16 protein-coding genes and 1 pseudogene are annotated in these 19,895 nt (G+C 65.8%); 6 read left to right on the top strand and 11 right to left on the bottom strand.

The features are described 5' to 3' along the window. Positions 1-225: 225 nt before the first annotated feature. Positions 226-717 carry a hypothetical protein gene (locus tag CDE01S_RS01375; RefSeq protein ID WP_066702619.1) on the bottom strand — a complete coding sequence of 164 codons (492 nt, stop codon included), beginning with the start codon at positions 715-717 and terminating at the stop codon, positions 226-228. A 169-nt stretch (positions 718-886) separates the two neighbouring features. After that, entirely contained in the window at positions 887-1,858 is a 972-nt protein-coding gene (locus CDE01S_RS01370; protein ID WP_066702971.1) for a Bug family tripartite tricarboxylate transporter substrate binding protein, read from the bottom strand. Between the two features lie 165 nt (positions 1,859-2,023). On the opposite strand from CDE01S_RS01370, the gene CDE01S_RS01365 reads away from it, so the two are divergent. Further along, on the top strand, positions 2,024-3,340 hold the full coding sequence (locus CDE01S_RS01365; RefSeq protein ID WP_066702616.1) for a glycerate kinase type-2 family protein: 1,317 nt from the start codon (positions 2,024-2,026) through the stop codon (positions 3,338-3,340). A 111-nt stretch (positions 3,341-3,451) separates the two neighbouring features. Beyond that, a complete protein-coding gene (locus CDE01S_RS01360) occupies positions 3,452-4,075 on the top strand; it encodes a Crp/Fnr family transcriptional regulator (RefSeq protein WP_066702613.1) in 624 nt (207 codons plus the stop codon). Between the two features lie 47 nt (positions 4,076-4,122). On the opposite strand, the gene CDE01S_RS01355 is transcribed toward CDE01S_RS01360, so the two are convergent. Genes CDE01S_RS01355 through CDE01S_RS01340 form a run of 4 tightly spaced genes read right to left on the bottom strand, consistent with a single transcriptional unit; the run spans position 4,123 to position 9,388 of the window. Then, on the bottom strand, positions 4,123-4,566 hold the full coding sequence (locus CDE01S_RS01355; protein ID WP_066702610.1) for an acyl-CoA thioesterase: 444 nt from the start codon (positions 4,564-4,566) through the stop codon (positions 4,123-4,125). 49 nt (positions 4,567-4,615) lie between these two features. Then, positions 4,616-5,599: a Bug family tripartite tricarboxylate transporter substrate binding protein gene (locus CDE01S_RS01350; RefSeq protein WP_066702608.1), complete on the bottom strand. Its 984-nt coding sequence runs from the start codon at positions 5,597-5,599 to the stop codon at positions 4,616-4,618. Positions 5,600-5,622: 23 nt separating this feature from the next. Further along, positions 5,623-7,218 carry an indolepyruvate oxidoreductase subunit beta family protein gene (locus CDE01S_RS01345; RefSeq protein WP_066702605.1) on the bottom strand — a complete coding sequence of 532 codons (1,596 nt, stop codon included), beginning with the start codon at positions 7,216-7,218 and terminating at the stop codon, positions 5,623-5,625. Between the two features lie 7 nt (positions 7,219-7,225). Beyond that, the gene (locus CDE01S_RS01340) at positions 7,226-9,388 is read right to left on the bottom strand and encodes a thiamine pyrophosphate-dependent enzyme (protein WP_066702602.1); all 2,163 of its coding nucleotides are present in this window, start codon (positions 9,386-9,388) and stop codon (positions 7,226-7,228) included. Between the two features lie 93 nt (positions 9,389-9,481). Between CDE01S_RS01340 and CDE01S_RS01335 the strand changes: the two genes are divergently transcribed. Next, positions 9,482-10,396, top strand: a complete 915-nt coding sequence (locus tag CDE01S_RS01335; protein WP_066702597.1) for a LysR family transcriptional regulator — start codon at positions 9,482-9,484, stop codon at positions 10,394-10,396. 107 nt (positions 10,397-10,503) lie between these two features. Further along, on the top strand, positions 10,504-11,073 hold the full coding sequence (gene dcd / locus CDE01S_RS01330) for a dCTP deaminase (protein WP_066702594.1): 570 nt from the start codon (positions 10,504-10,506) through the stop codon (positions 11,071-11,073). A 3-nt stretch (positions 11,074-11,076) separates the two neighbouring features. Here dcd and CDE01S_RS01325 read toward each other — a convergent pair whose 3' ends face one another. Together CDE01S_RS01325 and CDE01S_RS01320 are read right to left on the bottom strand one after the other, a co-directional pair. Next, positions 11,077-11,988 (bottom strand): delta(1)-pyrroline-2-carboxylate reductase family protein, encoded by a 912-nt coding sequence (locus tag CDE01S_RS01325; RefSeq protein WP_066702592.1) that lies wholly within the window; start codon positions 11,986-11,988, stop codon positions 11,077-11,079. Positions 11,989-12,027: 39 nt separating this feature from the next. Next, positions 12,028-13,398, bottom strand: a complete 1,371-nt coding sequence (locus CDE01S_RS01320) for an HD-GYP domain-containing protein (protein WP_066702968.1) — start codon at positions 13,396-13,398, stop codon at positions 12,028-12,030. A gap of 175 nt (positions 13,399-13,573) precedes the next feature. Between CDE01S_RS01320 and CDE01S_RS01315 the strand changes: the two genes are divergently transcribed. Continuing rightward, positions 13,574-15,034 carry a DEAD/DEAH box helicase gene (locus CDE01S_RS01315; RefSeq protein ID WP_066702590.1) on the top strand — a complete coding sequence of 487 codons (1,461 nt, stop codon included), beginning with the start codon at positions 13,574-13,576 and terminating at the stop codon, positions 15,032-15,034. Between the two features lie 3 nt (positions 15,035-15,037). Here CDE01S_RS01315 and CDE01S_RS01310 read toward each other — a convergent pair. Continuing rightward, positions 15,038-15,890: pseudogene (locus tag CDE01S_RS01310) on the bottom strand (symmetrical bis(5'-nucleosyl)-tetraphosphatase). Between the two features lie 24 nt (positions 15,891-15,914). Here CDE01S_RS01310 and CDE01S_RS01305 point away from each other — a divergent pair. After that, a complete protein-coding gene (locus CDE01S_RS01305; protein ID WP_066702585.1) occupies positions 15,915-17,231 on the top strand; it encodes a hemolysin family protein in 1,317 nt (438 codons plus the stop codon). Here the strand turns inward: CDE01S_RS01305 and CDE01S_RS01300 are convergent. Beyond that, a complete protein-coding gene (locus tag CDE01S_RS01300; RefSeq protein ID WP_084382624.1) occupies positions 17,218-18,822 on the bottom strand; it encodes a GGDEF domain-containing response regulator in 1,605 nt (534 codons plus the stop codon). The two genes, CDE01S_RS01305 and CDE01S_RS01300, sit on opposite strands and share 14 nt — an antisense overlap. A 227-nt stretch (positions 18,823-19,049) precedes the next feature. Continuing rightward, on the bottom strand, positions 19,050-19,820 hold the full coding sequence (locus CDE01S_RS01295) for a YdcF family protein (RefSeq protein ID WP_066702583.1): 771 nt from the start codon (positions 19,818-19,820) through the stop codon (positions 19,050-19,052). Positions 19,821-19,895 lie beyond the last annotated feature (75 nt).

Here is a 19,895-nt window from a genome sequence, read left to right as displayed (position 1 = left end):
GTCCGAAGCTCTTCGACCTGTCCAAGCCTGCGTATGCAGGCTTGGAGCCGCAGGTCTCGGCCCCCTTGCAGGGGGCAACGCCAGTGGCCCGGCAAAGCCGGTTCCACGGCGTTTTCTGGTTGGAACCCTTCACTCGGCGTGGTTTGTGGCGCTTGGGAGCGCTTGCCTATGTCAAAAAAACGGCCCGCATCAGGCGGGCCGTTGTGTGTGTGCCAAGTCAGACGATCAGGCCTGGCCTTCGGTCAGGGTGTCGAGCTGGAAGCGGCCGCTCTTGTGCCACAGCCAGGTGTCGGTGTAGGTCACGCGGCCCATGCGTACCGGGGCCGGGAAAGGCGCTGCCTGGCGCACGGTGCGCTCAATCTCGGCCATCACTTCAGGGGCATGGCGCGGTGCGCGCATCCAGCTGGTGCCGATCACCTGGCCGCGGCTGTCCACTTCCACCTGCAGCACACCGACTGCGTAAAGCAGGGGAGGCATTCTGCCTTTGAAGATGCGTTCGCCGTTTTTGCCATACAGGTGGCTGGCCGCGTCGCGGCGGTAGGCGCGCGGTGTGGTGGCGGCTGATACCTTGTCGGGCGGCGGCAGGGTGGCGACCGGCTCAGGCGTGGGCGTCTCGGCCTTCTCGACCGGGGGCGTGGAACAGGCGGCCAGCAGCGTGGCGATGCCCGTGGCCGAGGCGGCCAGCAGCAGCTGGCGGCGTTCAGTGGACTGTTGCATGGGGGCTCTCCTCATCCGGTGGGCCGCCCAAGGGTGAGGGCGGCAGTTCATGAAGAGGAATTTGCCACAAATCGCGGTGCTTGTGGCACGAAATTACGTGTCCAGAGGTGACAGTTTGTGCCTTTAGGTGTCACCGCCCCGGCTGCCAGGCCAGGCCAGGGCGGCAGGCTCAGTCGGCCGTGATGCCGGCGCTTTTGATGGTTTTGGCCCAGAACTCGGTCTCGCGTTTCACCAGGGCATCGAGCGCGGCGGGCGGCAGGTAACGGATTTCAATACCGGCGGCGTTGGCGCGGGTCTTGGTGTCAGGCTGTTCCATGGCCTGCTTGATGCTGCTGCTCAGCTTGGCGATCACCTCGGGTGGCGTGCCGGCCGGTGCAAAGATGCCGACCCAGGCCTCCAGCTCGAAACCCTTGAGGCCGGCCTCGGCGGTGGTCGGCACGTTGGGGATGCCGGGGTGGCGCGCCTTGCCGGCCACGGCCAGCCCCTTGAGCTTGCCGGCCTGGATGTGGCCCATGATCGACGGCGGCGTGGTGATGAACACCTGCACCTGGCCCGACAGCACGTCCTGCACCGCCGGACCGGAGCCGCGGTAGGGGATGTGGACCATGCTGGTGTGGGTCTGCATCTTGAACATCTCGGTGCCGATGTGCGAGAGCGAACCGTTGCCTTGCGAAGCGTAGCTCAGCTTGCCCGGATTGGCCTTGAGGTAGCTGATGAACTCGCCCAGGGTGTTGGCCGGGACCGAGGGGTGGATGGCAATCACGTTGGTGGCCACGGTGATCAGGGCCACCGGGGCCAGGTCTTTCTGCGCCCAGGGCAGCTTGGGGTTGAGGTTGGGATTGCCGACGTGGTAGGCCGAATAGGAGGTCAGCAGGGTGTAGCCGTCAGGGGTGGACCGTGCCACCAGGCCATAGGCCACATTGCCGCTGCCGCCACCCTTGTTGTCCACCACCACGGACTGGCCCAGCACACGCGACAGCGGTTCGCTCAGCAGCCTGGCCGAGGCATCCACGAAGCCGCCCGGCGGGTTGGGCACCACCAGCGTGACGGGCTTGCTGGGAAAGCTCTGGGCGGCGGCCAGTCCGCTCAACAAGACGGTGGCGGCGGCCAGGGTGCGCAGGGAATAACGGCGTGTGGTCATGAACATGTGTCTCCGGGTGAGGTGTGCGTGGCTGAACGCACGGCAGTTTTTTTTGATCAGTTTAGTGGGTTTGCCAAGGGTGCTGCGGTTCAAACTGTTTTGCCGGTTCAGCCGCCGGTTCCTGACCACCCACAGCCGGCACAATGGCAGCAGGAGACACCAAGAATGACATGCCCAGATCCCCGCACCCAACCGCGCGAGTTCCTGACCCATCTTTATGAAACCGCGGTGCGGCGTGCCCTGCCGCTGCACAACACGGCCGCTTACCTGCCCTCGCCACCCAAAGGCCGCACCATCGTGATCGGTGCCGGCAAGGCAGCCGGCTCGATGGCGCAGGCGGTCGAGGCCTTGTGGCCGGTCGATGCACCGCTGTCGGGTGTGGTGGTGACACGCTACCACCACACGCCGCAGCGGCCGGCCGGACTGCCGCACCGCATCGAGGTGCTGGAGGCATCGCATCCGGTGCCCGATGCCGCCGGGCTGGCGGCATCGCAGCGCATCCTGTCATTGGTGCAGGGGCTGACGTCGGACGACCTGGTGCTGTGCCTGATCTCCGGTGGCGGCTCGGCCCTGCTGACCTTGCCGGCCGAGGGCCTGACCTTGCAGGACAAGCAGCGCATCAACCGCGACCTGTTGCACAGTGGCGCCAACATCGGCGAGATGAACTGCGTGCGCAAACACTTGTCGCGCATCAAGGGCGGGCGGCTCGCCGCGGCCTGCGCACCGGCGCGCGTGGTGACGCTGACCATCAGCGATGTGCCGGGTGACGACCCGTCGGTGATCGCCAGCGGGCCGACCGTGCCGGACGCCACGACCTGTGCCGATGCGCTGGCGATCCTGAAGCGCTATCGCATTGATATTCCGGCGCCGGTGCTGGCCCAATTGGAACAAGGTACGCTGGAAACACCCAAGCCCGGTGATGCGCTGTTCACGGGCCATGCGGTGCACATGATTGCCACGCCGCAGCAGTCGCTCGAGGCAGCCGCAGCTGCCGCGCGCGCCGCGGGTCTGGCGACCTACATCCTGAGCGACGAGATGGAAGGCGAGTCGCGCGAGGTGGGCAAGGTGCAGGCCGCCCTGGCACGCGCGGTCGCGCAACGCGAGCAGCCGTTTGCCAAACCCTGCGTGATCCTGAGCGGCGGTGAGACCACCGTCACGGTGCGTCCGGTGCCGGCCGGTGAGACACGTGGCCGTGGCGGCCGTGCCGGCGAGTTCTGTCTGGGGCTGGCGGCGGCATTGCAGGGGCAGCCGGGCGTGTGGGCGCTGGCGGCCGATACCGACGGCATCGACGGCATGGAAGAGAATGCCGGTGCCTGGGTCGAACCCGGCACGCTGGCGCGGGCGCAGGCCTTGGGCATGAAGGTGGACCGCTACCTGGACCGCAACGACGCCTACGGTTTCTTCCAGCCGCTGGGCGATCTGGTGGTGAGCGGACCGACCCACACCAACGTCAACGATTTCCGTGCGTTGCTGATCATCTAGGGCCTGATCAATGTGAACAGGCCCTAGTTCGCGCCATTCCCGACTGATTTCGTGCGTTTTGTTTGATTTTGCTCAAGGTCAACGAGCGGCAAGGAGCGCACAGTTGCGTCCATGCTACCCGCCGAATTCATGGACCAATCTGCCGAGCGACGCGTTATCGCGCCCGGATCGGTACTGCTCAAGCGCGGCGCTTCGCCAGCGTGGGCCATGTACATCGAAAGCGGTCGCGTGGCACTGGGCGTGATGGAGGGCGACGCCATGGAGCATCAGCTCGGTGAAGTCGAAGGCCCGTTCTGGCTGGAAGCCACTGCTGCCGTGCTGAACCTGCCGAGTGCGGTGGACGCCGTGGCCGAAGGCGAAGTGGTGATGCGGCGCATTGCCTTGCCCAAGTTCCGCCAGTCGCTGGCGGCCATGCCGGTGGCAGCACGCACCGTGCTGCAGGACGTGGCCACGGCGCACCGGCGCCAGACCGAACTGGCGGTGAGCCGGCTGGCCAAGGACGCCGAGGCGCGCTGTGCCGAATGGCTGCTGCGCCATGCCAAACCGGGTGAAAAAGGCTGTCAGTCGGTGCTGCTGCAGCAACGCAAGCGCCTGATTGCCGCCCAGCTGGGTATTGCGCCGGAAACACTGTCGCGTGTGCTGCGTCATCTGCGTGAACGCAGCCTGATCAGCGGCACCGGACGGGTGCTCAACCTGCTCGATCCGGGTGGCCTGCGCATGCTGGCCGGCGTCTAGCGCTGCATCCACTCAAAAAAAAGCCGCCTGATGAGGCGGCTTTTTGTTTACGAGCACAGCGCTTTTATCTCTGCCGGGACTGGGATGGCGCGGATGCCCTTGCCGTCTTCCCGGTGGGCGGCAAAGATGCGCACTTCGTCGCATTCCATGATCAGGTCGCCGCCGCGCATGACCCGATAGCGTTGCACATAACTCTTGTCGCGCCATTCGGCCACGCTGGTGTGAATGTCCAGCGTGTCGCCATAGCTGGCGGTCTTGACGAACTTTGCATGGGTGTCGACCAGCGGCGTGCCGATCAGGCCCATGGTTTTTTCCGTTTCGTGCCAGGGCGGTACGCCGCACTGGAGGAAGAAGTGGCGCGAGGCCGCATCGATCCAGCGGAAGAAGTTGGGAAACCACACGATGCGTGCCGGATCGCAGTCGCCGAACTCGACGCGCACGGTGTAGACGATGACCCGCGAGGTGGCGGGTGTTGCAGAGGTGTCAGTCATGGGGTCAGGAGCCCCTCTCCGTTCATGGACGAGGGGCGCGGGTGATAGCTTAATCGCCAACGATCTTGCGTTCCTTGATGATGGCACCAAAGCGCTTGGAATCTTCCATCGCCTTGGCGTGGAACTGGGCCGGGGTCAGCGGCAGCGGTGCGCCGCCCAGGCTGTTGATGCGCTCCTTCACCGCCGGCTGGCTCAGGGTCTTGTTGATCTCGCTGTTGAGGCGGTTGATGACGGCTGCCGGTGTGCCGGCCGGGGCGTAGAAGCCGAACACGGTGTCGGCGTCGAAGCCCTTCAGGCCCACTTCGTCGAGCGTCGGCACGTCGGGGAACAGCGGCGAACGGTGCAGGCTGCCCACGGCCAGCAGCTTGAGCTTGCCGGCGCGCACCTGGTTCAGGCCGATGCCCGGGTCGAAGGCGTAGTCGATCTGGCCGGCCAGCAGGTCCTGCAGGGCCGGCGCGGCGCCGCGGTAGGGTACGTGCACGGTGTAGAGGCCGGCCTGGCTCTTGAACATTTCACCGGCCAGGTGCGGCGAGCTGCCGTTGCCCGGCGAGCCATAGGACAGCTTGCCCGGGTTGGCCTTCACGTAGGCCATGAATTCCTTGATGTTGTTGACCGGCAGCGTCGGGCGCACCGTCAGGTACACCAGCACGCGCGCGGCCGAAGCCACGGGCACCAGGTCCTTGGCCGGGTCGAAGGGCATCTTGGGGTAGATGTGCGGGTTGACCGACACCATGCCGCCCGAGCTCATCAGCAGGGTGTAGCCGTCGGCCGGCGACTTGGCCACCACGTCGCCGCCGATGTTGCCGCCGGAGCCGCCACGGTTGTCGATCACCACCGGCTGGCCCAAGGCCTCCTGCAGCGGCTGCGCCACGGCGCGTGCCAACTGGTCGGCGGCGCCGCCGGCCGGGAAGTTGACCACGACCTTGATCGGCTTGCTCGGCCAGCTTTGCGCATGGGCGGCGGGCAGCACACCGGCGCTGGCCACCAAGGCGGCCAGCAGCGTGCGACGCAGGGGATTGAGGTTCAGTTTCATGAGGTCTCCTTTGCTTTGTTGTCTCAACTGGTTTTGTTCAATCGCGGATTGCGCACCCAGCGGATCGGCTGCGGCTTGATGGGCCGTGCCGGTACGCCGTGTTGTACCAGAGTCCGGTCCAGCGCCTGGCCGGCATCGTCGGCCAGTGCTGCGGTACGGGCGGCGGCAATCGCCTCAGCCCGGATATCGTCCGAGGCGAAGCTGGTGGCCGCAGCCAGGTGCTCGATGACATGCAGCAGGTTGTCCTTGCCGCGTTCGTTGGTGCTGCCATAACCTTTGATGAGGCGGCCGCACTGGGCGATCTCCAGGCCGGCTTGCCAGTGGCGGCGCGTTGTGCTCACCACGGCTGCCAGCCATTGCTCGATCAGCGCCTGCTCGGTGGCGAAGCGGCTGCCCAGCGGGCGCAGCCATTTGAGCGAGGCCAGCCCGCGCAGCGCGATCATGCCGCCCACCGAGTGGGTGCCGATCTTCAGCGGCAGGGCCCATGAGGCCTTGCCGTCGTTGACGCGCCGGCGGTCCCAGGCCAGCACGTGCTGCGCCAGGCTTTGCGGCAGCAGGGCGGCGAACTCGGGGGCACCGGGCTTGAAGTGGTCGTAGACCTTGAGCAGGTCGTCGCTGCCGGCTTTCACTTCGCCCTGCACGCGCTGCCAGCGGCGGGCACGGCTCTTGAGGTCGGCCACGCGCACGATGTCGTCGAACGCCATCCACAGCGCCAGCCAGCGTGCGGTTTCTCGGGTGACGGCAAAGCCGTGGGCGCCGGCCGGGTCGCTGCTGCGTTCGGCCAACAGCACCTGCTGCAGGCGATCGATGTAGCGCTGGGCGTAGGCCGTGCCCTGGTACTCGACCAGACGCGCATGGCCCAGTGCCACGATGTCCTGCACCGCCGGCGGAAAAATTTGAGCCAAATCAGGCTGCAGGGCAGGTGGTTTATGCGCCAGATGCTCTGAATCTGATAGCAGTTCCTTGACCAGGCGGGCCTGCGACTGCTGGCCCTGCACCAGCTCGAAGCCCTTGGCGAAGCCGCGCAGGCTGGCGGCCGTGCCCTTGCCCCCGGCCTCGATCACGCCTTCGTAGGCGGCACGCGTGAAGGGGAACAGGCCGCTGCCGGCAATCGCGCCCAGCATCACGGCGCTGACGATGGTGCCGCTGCTGCGTGCCAGCTCGCCCATGTCGAACACATGGTGCTCGCGGCTGTGCGTGCGCACCAGCTCCAGCAGTGGCGCGGTGTCGGTGCGGCCGTCGCCGAGCTGCATGCGTTCCTGCGTGGTGAGGGTGCGGTTGCTGGAGGTGATGACCAGCGTGCGTTCGGCCGCGCTCATGCTGTTGCCGATCTGGCGCGCCGTCTCCAGCAGCTCGGACGAGACGATGGCATCAAGGCTGCCGGGTGCCGGGTAGAGGCTGAACACCGGGCACTTGCCGCCGAGCTCGGCCAGCGGTACCGGAAACACTTCGACGTAATAGGTGGTGGCGCCGGTGCGCTGGGCCACGCCGGGGATGGAGGTGCTCTGCGCCGGGTAGCCGCTGGCGCGCGCGACGTCGATCAGCCATTCGGAGAGCACGCCGCCGCCTTCGCCGCCGAGGGCGCAGATCAGCAGGGTGATGGGTTTTTGCTGGTGCATGTTTTTTTTAAATGGGTTGCAGCACGCGGACGAAAGCGGCGCGCAAAGAGCCGAGCAGGCGCTCGTGCCACTTGGGGTTCTGGATCACTTCGGCGCGGTAGAACGACGGGCACAGCGTGGCCGCATGCGCGTTGGCGCCGCACAGGCCGCAGCCGACGCAGCCGTCGATCACGGTTGCCACCGGGTCGACCTTGAGCGGATCCGGGTTGTCCTTCAGCGTGAGCGTGGGGCAGCCGGAGAGGCGGATGCAGGCGTGGTCGCCGGTGCAGACGTCCTCGTCCACGCCGTACTTGACGCGTACCACACGCTCGCCCTTTTTGAGCAGGCTGGCGATCCAGGGCTTGATGCGGCGCTGGCGCTCCAGCTGGCATTCGCCTTCGGCCACGATCACCTTCAGGCCGTTGAACTCGGTGGTGAAGGCCTCGTTGAGGGTCTTGCGCATCTCGGCCACTTCGTAGCTGTGCACGGTGCGCAGCCACTGCACCCCCATACCCTTGAGCGTGTTCTCGATCGCCTGGTTGGTGTGCACGATGCTGGTGCTCTTGTCCTGCGCGTCTTCCTTGGCGGCATGGCTGGGGGTGGAGATGATGTCCTGCGTGCCGGTGGCCGAGGTGTAGCCGTTCTTGAAGATCATCAGCACGGCATCGTCGCCGTTGAACAGCGCACTCTGCACGCCGGTCAGCAGACCGTTGTGCCAGAAGCCGCCGTCGCCCATGATGGACAGGGTACGCCGCTGCATCATGGGTGAGACGCCGGCGCGGCTGGCCAGACTCATACCGTAACCGAGGATGGAGTGGCCGAAGGAGAAGGGCTCGAAGGTGCCGAAGGCATGGCAGCCGATGTCGGCCGCGATGTGCACCGGGCCGACGTCCTGCTGCGCCAGCTTGAGCGCCGAAAACACCGGCCGCTCCGGGCAGCCGACACAAAAACCCGGTGGGCGGGTGGGCAAGGTGGTCTGGGCCTGGGCCAGCTGCTGTGCCGCGGCGCTGCGGCGCTCGCCATTGCCCTTGAGCCAGGCGCTGGCGGAGGACGCGTCCACATCGCTGGCGTGCTTGGCCAGAAACGTGATCAGGCCGGCGGTCAGTGTCTCGACGTTGTATTCGCCGCCGGAGGGCAGCATGTCCTTGCCGTGCAGCGCGGTGTTGATGTCACGCCGGCGCAGGAAGGTGGCGATTTCCTGCTCGATGTACTCGGGCTGGCCCTCTTCGACCACCAGCACGGCGCGCTTGTTCAGTGCGAACTCGGCCACCTGCTCCGGCACCAGCGGGTAGGTGACGTTGAGCACCAAGAGTGGAATGTCGCTGTTGCCGAAGGCATCGGCCAGGCCGAACTGCTGCAGCGCGCGAATGAGGGCGTTGTAGATGCCGCCCTGCACGATGATGCCGAGCTCCTGGCGTGGGCCGTCCATCAGTTCGTTGAGCTTGTGCTCGACGATGTACTGGCGCGCCGCCGGAATGCGCTGCTCCACCTTGAGTTTTTCCTGGCGGAAGGTCACTGGCGGATGCGCCAGCTTCATGTAGTCGAACTTGGCCGGTTCGGCCATCAGATGGCGGGTGGAAACGGCCGGCGGCACGTTGTCCTTGCATTCGAAGCTGCCGCGCACATGGCAGGTGCGGATGCGCAGCTCCATCATGGCCGGCATGTTGGAGGCTTCCGACAGGCGGAAGCCCTGTTCCACCATCTCGACCATCTGGCCCAGCTCGGGCCGCGGGTCGAGCAGGATCATGCCGGACTTGAGCGCGTAGGCATGGCTGCGCTCCTGGATCACGCTGGCGCCTTCGCCGTAGTCCTCGCCCACCACAATGAGCACGCCGCCGGTGACACCGGGTGAAGCCAGGTTGCTCAAGGCGTCTGCCGCCACATTGGTGCCGACGATCGACTTCCAGGTGACGGCGCCGCGCAGCGGGTAATGGATGGAGGCGCCCAGCATGGCGGCGGCCGAGGCTTCGTTGGAGCAGGCTTCCACGTGCACGCCGAGCTGGTCCATGTAGTCCTTGGCCTGCACCATCACGTCCAGCAGGTGCGACACCGGCGCGCCCTGGTAACCGCCGACGTAGGCCACGCCCGATTGCAGCAGCCCTTTGGTGATGGCCAGGATGCCTTCACCGTGAAAGGTGTCGCCCTGGCCCAAGGCCAGTGATTTGATTTCCTGGCTGAATGAAACTTCCACGCTTGTCTCTCGATGTTCTGATGGGGGTGGCGCAGTGTCGCGTGCAATTCAATATCAATCAATAAAATAAAGTGACTAATTAATATTAGATATATGAATATCAAGGACATCGACCTCAACCTGCTGCGCGTCTTTGATGCGGTCTACCGCACGCGCAACGTCAGCCGCGCTGCCGACACGCTGGACCTGACGCAGCCGGCGGTCAGCCAGGGCCTGACGCGCCTGCGCCTGCTGATCAAGGACCCGCTGTTCATGCGTGCGGCCGGTGGCGTGCAGCCGACACCGAAGGCCGATCGTCTGGCGCCGGTCGTGCGCACAGCGCTGGGCCTGCTGGAGCAGGCGCTCAACGAGTCGGTGCAGTTCGACCCGCTGCAGTCGCAGAAGACCTTTCGCATCCACATGAGCGACATTGGCGAAGGCCGTTTCCTGCCCGACCTGATGGCCCACCTGCGCCAACAGGCGCCGGGTGTGCGCGTCGAGACCCAGGCCCTGCCGCTGGCAGCCATTGCCGATGCGCTCGACAGCGGCCAGATCGACTTTGCCTTCGGCTTTCTGCCCAGCGTCAAGGACACACAGCGCCGGCAGCTGCTGAAGGACCGCTACATCGTCCTGCTGCGCGAAGGGCACCCGTTTGCGGCCGAATACCAGCGGCGCCGGCGCAGCGGCAAGGCCCTGCTCGACGCCCTCCAGCAGCTGGAGTTCGTCGCCGGGCGTACCCACTCCGACGCGCTGCGCATCCTGCAGCTGCTCAAGCTGGAGGACCGCGTGCGCCTGACCACCGAGCACTTCATGGTGCTGCCGGCCATCGTGCGAGCGACCGACCTCGGGGTGGTGATGCCGCGCAACATCGCGCACGGTTTTGCCGAGCAGGGTGGCTATACGCTGATCGAGCCGCCGTTTCCGTTGCGCGATTTCACGGTGTCGCTGCACTGGAGCAAACGCTTCGAGACCGACCCGGGCAACCGCTGGCTGCGCCAGACGCTGGTGGCGCTGTTCGGCGTCGCCTGAGCCAGATCAAGAATGCGGTGGCCCCCCCCCCCGCTACGCAGGTCGGGCGGCTGCCAAGGGGCACTGAAAGCCTGCCTACAATCAACGGATTCCCAGGAAACCCCATCATGAGCATCAAGAGCGACAAATGGATCCGCCGCATGGCCGAGCAGCACGGCATGATCGAGCCCTTCGAACCGGGCCAGATCCGGCAGGACGCTGCCGGCCACAAGATCGTGAGCTACGGCACCAGCAGCTACGGTTACGACATCCGCTGTGCGCCCGAGTTCAAGGTCTTCACCAACATCCACAGCACGGTGGTGGATCCGAAGAACTTCGACGAGAAGAGTTTCGTCGACATTGAGAGCGACGTCTGCATCATCCCGCCCAACAGCTTCGCGCTGGCGCGCACCGTGGAGTACTTCCGCATCCCGCGCAATGTGCTGACCATCTGCCTGGGGAAAAGCACCTACGCGCGCTGCGGCATCATCGTCAACGTCACCCCCTTCGAGCCCGAGTGGGAAGGTTATGTGACGCTGGAGTTCTCCAACACCACGCCGCTGCCGGCCAAGATCTACGCCGGCGAGGGCTGCGCCCAGGTGCTGTTCTTCGAGAGTGACGAGGTCTGCGAGACCAGCTACAAGGACCGCGGCGGCAAGTACCAGGGCCAGCGCGGCGTGACGCTGCCCAAGACCTGAGGCTCAGATCGGCAGCGCCAGCCGCGCCGCCGCCAGATCCCAGCCGGCCCAGCCGCAGCTCTTGAACAGAACCGGTCCGACTTTCGAGTCCGACCGGTTTTTCTTTTCCCGCAGCACATCCTGCAGCGTGGCGAAGCGTGTCAGGTCCAGCTCGGCCTGCAGCAGGTCGCCGGCTTCGTGGTCGGCGTCGCGTGTGTCCAGCACCACCGTGCCTTGCGTGGCGATGTGACGGCACAGCTCGGGGCTCAGTTCCACCATCTTCGGCGTGAAAGCGCCCACCGCCGCGATAAAGGCGTCCGGCCGCGGCAAGGCCTGCAGCACAACGCCGCTGGCCGGGGTGCAGGTGACCACCAGCGGGCAGTCGGCCAGCACGGCATTCGGATCGGCCACGACGCGGGCACGCAGGCCCAGGGTGCGGGCGTGGTCGACCAAGGCTTGTGCGCTGGCGGCGCTGCGCGAGGCGATCATTACTTCCCCTACATCCAGACCAGCGGCAAACGCTTCCAGGTGCGCATGGCCCTGGACGCCGGCACCGACGATCAGCAGCGGGCCCTGCGTGTTGGGTGCCAGGGTTTGCGCGGCCAGCAGCGAGACGGCAGCGGTGCGGTGCGCGGTGACGGTGGGTCCGTCCAGCACCAGCCGGCGCTCGCCGGTGGTGATGTCGAACACCACCACATCGCCCTGGATGGCGGGCCGATCGGTGCCGGCATTGGCCGGGGTGTAGCTGATGAGCTTGGTGATGGCAAGGCGGCCATCGAGCGCCGGCATCACGAACAGGCAACCGCCGCCGGGCAGGGCCTGTACCAGGCGTGGCGGTACCTGGACGCTGCTGTCCTGCAGCAGGGTGCTGATTTCGCGCGCGAGTTCGGGGTAGGGCAGGCGGGCGGCGGTGTCGAGGGCGTTGAGCAAGGGCATGCCGGCACTGTAGCCGAGCCGTCCTGCGTTGCCGGGCGTTCAGCCCGGCACGTTGGCCATGGCTTTTTTCAGTGCAGCGTAGCAGTCCGGGTCGAGCGCGGTACCGACTGTTTTGGCCATCATCTCCAGCGTCTGCGGGATCGGTACCGCGCCGCGGTAGGGCCGTTCGGCGGTGATGGCGTCGAAGATGTCGGCCGTGGTGATGATGCGCGTCTCCATGCAGATGTCTTCGGCCTTGAGGCCGCGTGGGTAGCCGCCTCCGTCGAGCCGCTCATGGTGGGCGCCGGCCACCACGGCCAATTCACTGAAGGCCTCGATGCGCGACAGGATGGACTCGGTCAGCGCGGCATGGGCCTGCACCGCCTTCCATTCCTCGGCGTCGAGTTTGCCGGCCTTGTCGAGCACGCTGTTGCTCACGCCCAGCTTGCCGACGTCGTGCAGCAACGCACCGCGCTTGAGCCAGCGCCGCCGCTCCAGGTTGAAGCCCAGCGCCTCGCCGATCAGGTCGGTGTAAAGCGCCACGCGGGCGCTGTGGCCGCTGGTGTAGGGGCTTTTCGAGTCCACCACCTGGCCGAAGGCGGCGGCGATGTCGTCCAGGTAGTCCTCGTCCAGCGGCACCTCGTAGCGACCCGGCTCCAGCGCCAGTACGGCGCGCTGGATGTCTGGCGCGGCTAGCGTGGTCCAGAAAGCCTCGGATTGCGCGACGGACTGGAAAGCCTTGACCTGTGCCGGGTCGAACCATTGGCCGGAGCGGGCACTGACTTCATCAAGCGCGGCCTGGCGACCGCCGGCGGTGTGGAAAACGTCGATCACCTGGGCCAGCAGCGCGATGCGGGCGTAGACCGGAATCGCCTCGCCGGCCAGGGCGTCTGGCTTGCCGCCGCCATTCCAATGTTCGTCCAGGCTGTAGATGCCGCCGGCAATGCCTTCGGAAAAACGCAGCTGGCGCGCGATGTCGGCGCCGCGTGAGCAGCGGGTCTGGATCAGTTCCTGGGCAATCTCGCTGCCGTCGCGGAAGATGTGCAGCACGCTGTGGAAGCGCTCGGCCAGGCCGGCCTTGAGGCCGGTATGCTGCAGCACGAAACGCACCACCTGCGGCAGGCTGTCGCCGACCTGCTTGAAGTCGCGCTTGAACTGCAGGTCGTCGGTCAGGTAGAGCTCGCAGATGCGTGCGGCGTTGCTGCTGCAGCCAAGGTCCTTCAGCAGCAGTGTGTAGTAGAGCTCCCACAGCTGCTGCTCGCTCAGGCCGATCTCGCGCCCGACGTGCATGCCGATCCAGCAGCAGCGGATGCAGTGGCCCTCGGGCTGGCCTTCCGTGATGTCCAGCGCATGGCTGAGGGCCGCCATCAATTCGGAGAGTTTGAGCCCCGCGGCCACGGGGCTGAAGGTCGCTGGGTGGGCGAGGTACATGCCGGCCATTCTAGGAAGGCCCGGATGGGCTTGTTGCCGGTCCGGGCATTGGCCGCCGGACCGGATCAAGCCGCTTTGTGGTAGATGGGGGATAATACGGGCTGCCCCAAGTTTCGGGCACCTACCGCCGGCCACCGGGCCCTCCGGACTACTGGCGACACAATCCCAGGTATCGATGACCCAAACCACCCCCGAATCCAGCACCCCCGAGCTTCAGCGTTATGCCGATCTGACCCTGGCCGAACCCCTGCGGCGCGCCGTGGCCGAGATGGGCTACGAGACCATGACGCCGATCCAGGCGCAGGCCATCCCCGTGGTGCTGACGGGCAAGGACGTCATGGGCGCGGCCCAGACCGGCACCGGCAAGACGGCCGCCTTCTCGCTGCCGCTGCTGCAGCGCCTGCTCAAGCACGAAAACAGCTCCACCTCGCCGGCGCGCCATCCCGTGCGCGCCCTGGTGCTGCTGCCCACGCGCGAGCTGGCCGACCAGGTGGCGCAGCAGGTCAAGCTCTATGCCAAGTACACCAACCTGCGCAGCGCGGTGGTGTTCGGTGGCATGGACATGAAGCCGCAGACGCTGGAGCTGAAAAAAGGCGTCGAGGTGCTGGTGGCCACGCCGGGCCGCCTGCTGGACCACATCGAAGCCAAGAACGCGGTGCTCAACCAGGTGGAGTACGTGGTGCTGGACGAGGCCGACCGCATGCTCGACATCGGTTTCTTGCCCGACCTGCAGCGCATCCTGAGTTACCTGCCCAAGCAGCGCACCACACTGCTGTTCAGCGCTACCTTCTCGCCCGAGATCAAGCGCCTGGCCGGCAGTTACCTGCAGGACCCGGTGACGATCGAGGTGGCGCGCTCCAACGCCACCGCCTCCACCGTGGAGCAGCATTTCTACAGCGTGGGCGAGGACGACAAGCGCCATGCCCTGCACCAGATCCTGCGCCAGCGCGGCATGAAGCAGGCGTTCGTGTTCGTCAACAGCAAGCTCGGCTGCGCCCGGCTGGCCCGGTCGTTGGAGCGCGAAGGCCTCAAGACCGCCGCCCTGCACGGCGACAAGAGCCAGGACGAGCGCCTGAAAGCGCTGGACGCCTTCAAGAAGGGCGAGGTCGACCTGCTGGTGTGTACTGACGTGGCCGCACGCGGCCTGGACATCAAGGATGTGCCGGCGGTGTTCAATTTCGACATCCCGTTCAACGCCGAAGACTATGTGCACCGCATCGGCCGTACCGGCCGCGCCGGTGCCTCCGGCCTGGCGGTGAGTTTCGTCTCGGGTAAGGATGCCCGCCTGGTGAGTGACATCGAAAAGCTCATCAAGACCAAGATCGAGCTCGAAGCCGTGGAGTTCGACGAGGACACGCCGGACATCCGCAAGCAGGGCCGCATCAACGACGGCCGGCGCCTGTACGAGCAGAGCGAATCGATCGTGCGGCGCGAACGCCGTTCGGCGCCGCGTGACTACGCCCGCCCGGCACCGGCACCGAAAGACCCCTTCTTCGACAAGCCCTACGAAGCGCCGGCTGCCGAGGCAGCACCGGCCTGGGAGGCGACGGCCAAGCCGGCGAGCCGCCTGTCGGCCAACATCAAACCCAAGCGCAAGGTGGCGGCCCTGTTCAAGGCCAACGAACCGACGGCCTAAGCCTCAATCACCGCGCACCCTTGGCGTTTGCGCGGCGACACACTTCACCTGGATCAGTTCATGCGCCCGGGCCGCGCCCAGGCGTACGGCACTCAGGCAGCCGCCCCAGACGCAGCCGGTATCCAGCGCCAGCACATCGGGCCGGTCCAGCCAGCCCAGCGTGGACCAGTGGCCAAAGGCCACCGTCACATTGGCAGTCTGCCGCCCTGGCACTTCGAACCACGGCAGGTAGCCGGCGGGTGCCGCCCCGGCACCTTCCTTGGTGGCGAATTCCATCTCGCCTTCGACCGTGCAAAAACGCAGCCGGGTCAGTGCATTGACGATCACGCGCAGCCGTGCGGTTCCCGTGAGCGCATCGTCCCAGTGTGCCGGTTCATTGCCGTACATCTGGCGTAGAAAGTCCGGCAGCTCGGGGCTTTGCAGAACGGCTTCCACTTCGCTCGCAATTGCTATTGTTTTTTGTAGCTGTCCACGCAGGCAGGACACCAGCGTGGACCATCAAAACCTCTTCATCGTGGCAGCGCTCCAGCAACGCCAGGTGCTGCCGGCACAACCAGTCCAGCAGGGCGGGGCGGTCCGGGGCCTGCAGCACGTCGTCCAGCGTGTCGCTGCGGCTGGGCCGACGCACGCCGTGCACGATGGCCAGCAGGTGCAGGTCGTGGTTGCCCAGCAGGCAGCGCGCTGAAGTGCCATAGCCCATGAGGCGGCGCAGCACGGCGGCCGAGTCCGGCCCGCGGTTGACCAGGTCGCCCAGCAGGAACAGTGTGTCGCGGCTGGGCGAGAAGGAAATTTCGTCGAGCAGACGCTGCAGGGCGGCATCGCAGCCCTGCACGTCACCAATCAGGTAAAGTGCCATGGTGTTTATTCTCGCTCGGGTTTCATGGAAGTCTTTCTGATCGCGCTGTTGACCCTGCTCAACGGCGTGTTCGCCATGTCGGAGCTGGCCCTGGCGGCCAGCCGCAAGGCACGCCTCATGGCCATGGCCGAGGCGGGCGACGGCGGCGCACAGACGGCGCTGATGCTGCTCGACAACCCGAACCAGTTCCTCTCCACGGTGCAGGTCGGCATCACCTCGATTGGCGTGCTCAACGGCATCGTCGGCGAGGCAGCCTTCAGTGACAACCTGGCCGGCTGGCTCGTGAGCCTGGGTGTGACGGATCGGGCGGCATCGATTTCCGCCACGGCGCTGGTGGTGACGGCCATCACCTTTGTCACCATCATCTTCGGTGAGCTGGTGCCCAAGCGCATCGGCCAGCTTTATCCCGAGGTGGTGGCGCGCTGGACGTCACGCCCCATGCACTGGCTGGCCCTGGTGGCCAAACCGTTCGTGAAGCTGCTGGCGGCCACGACCCAAGGCATTCTCAAGCTGCTACGCATCCCGACCGACGTGGCGCGCAGCATGACGGAAGAAGAGATCCGCCACAGCCTGGAAGAGGGGGTGGATGCCGGCGTGATCGAAGCGCAGGAGCACCAGATGGTGCAGAACGTGTTTCGTCTCGATGACCGGCCGTTGACTTCGCTGATGGTGCCGCGCAGTGATGTGGCCTGGCTGGAAGCAAGCCACAGCGTGGCGCAATGCCTGCAGCTGGTCGGTGAAGCGGGTGAGCGCAGTGCGCATTCCTGGTATCCGGTGTGCCGCGGCTCGCTCGATGACGTGGTGGGCCTGATCAGCGTCGGCAAGCTGCTGGCGCTGGGTGTCGGGCAGGAGGGGCTGATCGAAGCCCACGTGCAACCGGCCGTCTTCGTGCCCGAGACGCTGTCGGGCATGGAGTTGCTGGAGCAGTTCCGCTCGCGCTCCGGGCGCATGGTGTTCGTGGTCGACGAGTACGGCGTGGTGCAGGGCCTGGTGACGCCGGGCGACCTGCTGGAGGCGATCACCGGCGAATTGCAGCCGGTGGCGCAGATCGATGCCTGGGCGACGCCGCGCGAGGATGGTTCCTGGCTGCTCGACGGGCTGATGCCGGTTGATGAGCTCAAGAGCCGGCTCAGCATTCGTGACCTGCCCGACGAGGGCCGCGGCCGCTACAACACGGTGGCCGGCCTGCTCTTGGCCGTCAGCGGTCATCTGCCAAACACCGGGGAGCGCATCGAGTGCGCCGACTGGCTGTTCGAGGTGGTGGACATGGACGGCCGTCGCATCGACAAGGTGCTGGCGATGCCGCTGGCCGTGACGGAGCCGCAGCTCACTCCCACCTGACGATGCGATTGCGCCCTGCGCGCTTGGCCCCGTAGAGGGCTTCGTCGGCCTGCTTGATCAGCGTTTCGGCGCTGGCCTGGTCTTGCAACTGGGCGAGCCCGGCGGAGAAGGTGGCACTGAACCAGGTTTCATTGAACGGGTGCTTGATCAGGCTGAAGTCGCGCCGGATCCGGTCGAGTATTTCGGTGGCCAGGTCGGCATCGGCCGCAGGCAGCAGCAGCAGGAATTCTTCGCCGCCGTAACGGCCGATCAGGTCGGTCTTGCGCAGGCGCTGCTTGAGAAACCAGGCCACGCTGCGGATCACCTGGTCGCCGGTCTGGTGACCGTAGCTGTCGTTGATTTTCTTGAAGTGATCGATGTCGATCATCGCCACCGACAGCGGCTGCTGTTCGGCCACGGCCTGCTGGATGGCGGCGGCCAGTTTTTCCTTGGACGCGATGTGGTTGAGCAGGCCGGTCAGGCTGTCGTGCTGCATGGCGCGCCGCAAGGCTCGGTAGCGTTCGATCTTGCTCTGGACAATGGCGTTGAGCACCACCGGATTGAACGGCTTGGTGAGGAAGTGGTCGCCCCCGAGGCGCAGCGCTTCGATCTGCATGGGGACATCGGTGTCGCCGGACAGATAGACGATCGGGGTGGAGAGGAATTCGGGGTGCTGGCGAATCACCCGGGCCGCTTCGACGCCGGTACACCCCGGCATGAACATGTCCATCAGGATCAGGTCGGGCTGAAAGCGCGTCAGGCACTCCAGCACTTCATGCGGCTTGGAGATGGCGTGGGTTTCAATGCCGCACATGGCCAGGGTGCGCTGAATGGATTTGCTCGCCGTGGGTGAGTCTTCCACCACCAGGGCGCGATAAGGCGCTTCCTCCTGGTTGCCGCACAGCTCGATGATCTTGGCCAGAATGCCCGACGGGGCGCTTGTGTGGGTGAAGCAGAAATCGCAGCCCGCTGTCAGTGCAGACTTCAGGCTGTCAAAGTCGATTGGCAGTCGAGCGACCAGCAGGGTGCTGGCGGAAAAGCGTGCACGCAGCTGTTGAATTTCGATGCTGACCTGCTGGGTGGTCAGGCCTTCGGCGTCCAGCAAGACAATCGCCGGTTCGTCAGCATGGCTGGGCAACTCCTGCGTCTTGTGGAACTCGGCGTCGATGCTGAAGTAGCCGAGTTGCAGCACCAGTTCCTGCCATGGTGCGGCCTGGTTGCCGACCAGCCAGACACGATGGCGCGGCGTGATGTCCATGGCGGCCGAACTGTCCGGGTGCGCACGCCGCTCCACGATCGGGCGGCTGTTGCTGTCGATGAAATCTGCCACCCGCATGCCCAGTTCCCGCACGCGCAGATTCAGCTCAACCAGGGTGGTTTGGGGAACGGCCCCGCCAGTGTCCACCTCAAACAGGGACATCGCCTGCTGTTCCAGATTGCGTGAAATCTGGTGCAGGCCCGACAGCCCCTTGCCGTGCAGGAACTCGGTGAAGCTCGAGACCGAAACGGCAAACTCCAGCAGATGATCGGTGGCGGGCAGGTCCTGAAAGGACTGCCATTTGGATGCCACGGCATCGCTTCGCTTTTTCAGCTCTTCTGGCGAACAGGACATGTGGGCAGACTCAAGCCAGAAGCGGACGGCAGGACGGGAGGTGGGAGACTGGCGGCATCGTCATGGTGGCCTCGGCATGAAGGAGACTTGCGTGCCATGTGTGCCGGGTTGGAGACGATTGCATGCGCCGAAGTATAGGGGGAGCGCTTGTATCAATTCGTATCAAAGGTACGCGTTTCCACCCCTCAGAGATGGCGTGTGCGGGACGCCGTCAGCAGGACCCGTGCCTAGGACTTCCCGCTCAGACGATAAGCCAGCAACCCCAGGTATTCGTGCAGCGCCAGATGCCACTTGTTGGCAGCTCTGGCGAGCGAGTAACGCGTCCACGGTGTTTCAGTGCCGGTGCGGAAATCCACTGGATAGGCAGTCACATTCCAGCCGGCTTTCTCGAAGGCCGCCATGGCGCGCGGCATGTGCCAGGCGGAGGTGAGCAGCAACCAGGGGCGGGTCTTGTCGACCTCCGGCAGTTGGGCACTCAGCACCGCGTTTTCATAGGTGGTGCGCGAGGCTGGTTCGAACAACAGACGCTGTGGCGCAACACCCATGTCGGCGTAGAAGATGCGCGCGCGCTCGGCTTCAGTCCAACCTGGTTCGAACAGCTCACCCGAGCCGCCGGTGAACAGCAGTTGAAGGTGGGGGTGGCGTTGCAGAAGTGGCAGGGCACCGGTCATGCGCTCGGCGGCCTCATTGAGTGCCGGCTGGCCATGTCCTTGCCAGGCATAGGTAGGTTCGAGCGCACCGCCCAACACCACGATGCCGGCGTAGCGCTGTGCATCCGGCAAGCTGCTCGTGGCAGGATAGCGCGCTTCGAGCCGACGTAGCAGCGCATCCGGCAACGGCTCCCAACCTTGCAGCAGCAGCGTGCCCAAGGCCAGCCAGATCAGCCCCAGGCCGCAACGGCGCCAGCGGCGCTGGGTCAGCAGGCCCAACAACAGCAACAGGGCGACCCAGGCCAGAGGCTGAGTCACAAAGGCAAGCAATTGGGCGGCGATGAACATGGGGCAGGATTGTCACCCGATTTGTCACGCCGTCATCACGGGGCTGGCTATGATGGGAGAAAGACATCCAGACCA

This window comes from Curvibacter delicatus NBRC 14919, from assembly GCF_001592265.1.
Lineage (GTDB): Bacteria > Pseudomonadota > Gammaproteobacteria > Burkholderiales > Burkholderiaceae_C > Hylemonella > Hylemonella delicata.
Note: the sequence above shows the minus strand (reverse complement) of the source record. Positions and strands in the feature narration are given on the sequence as shown.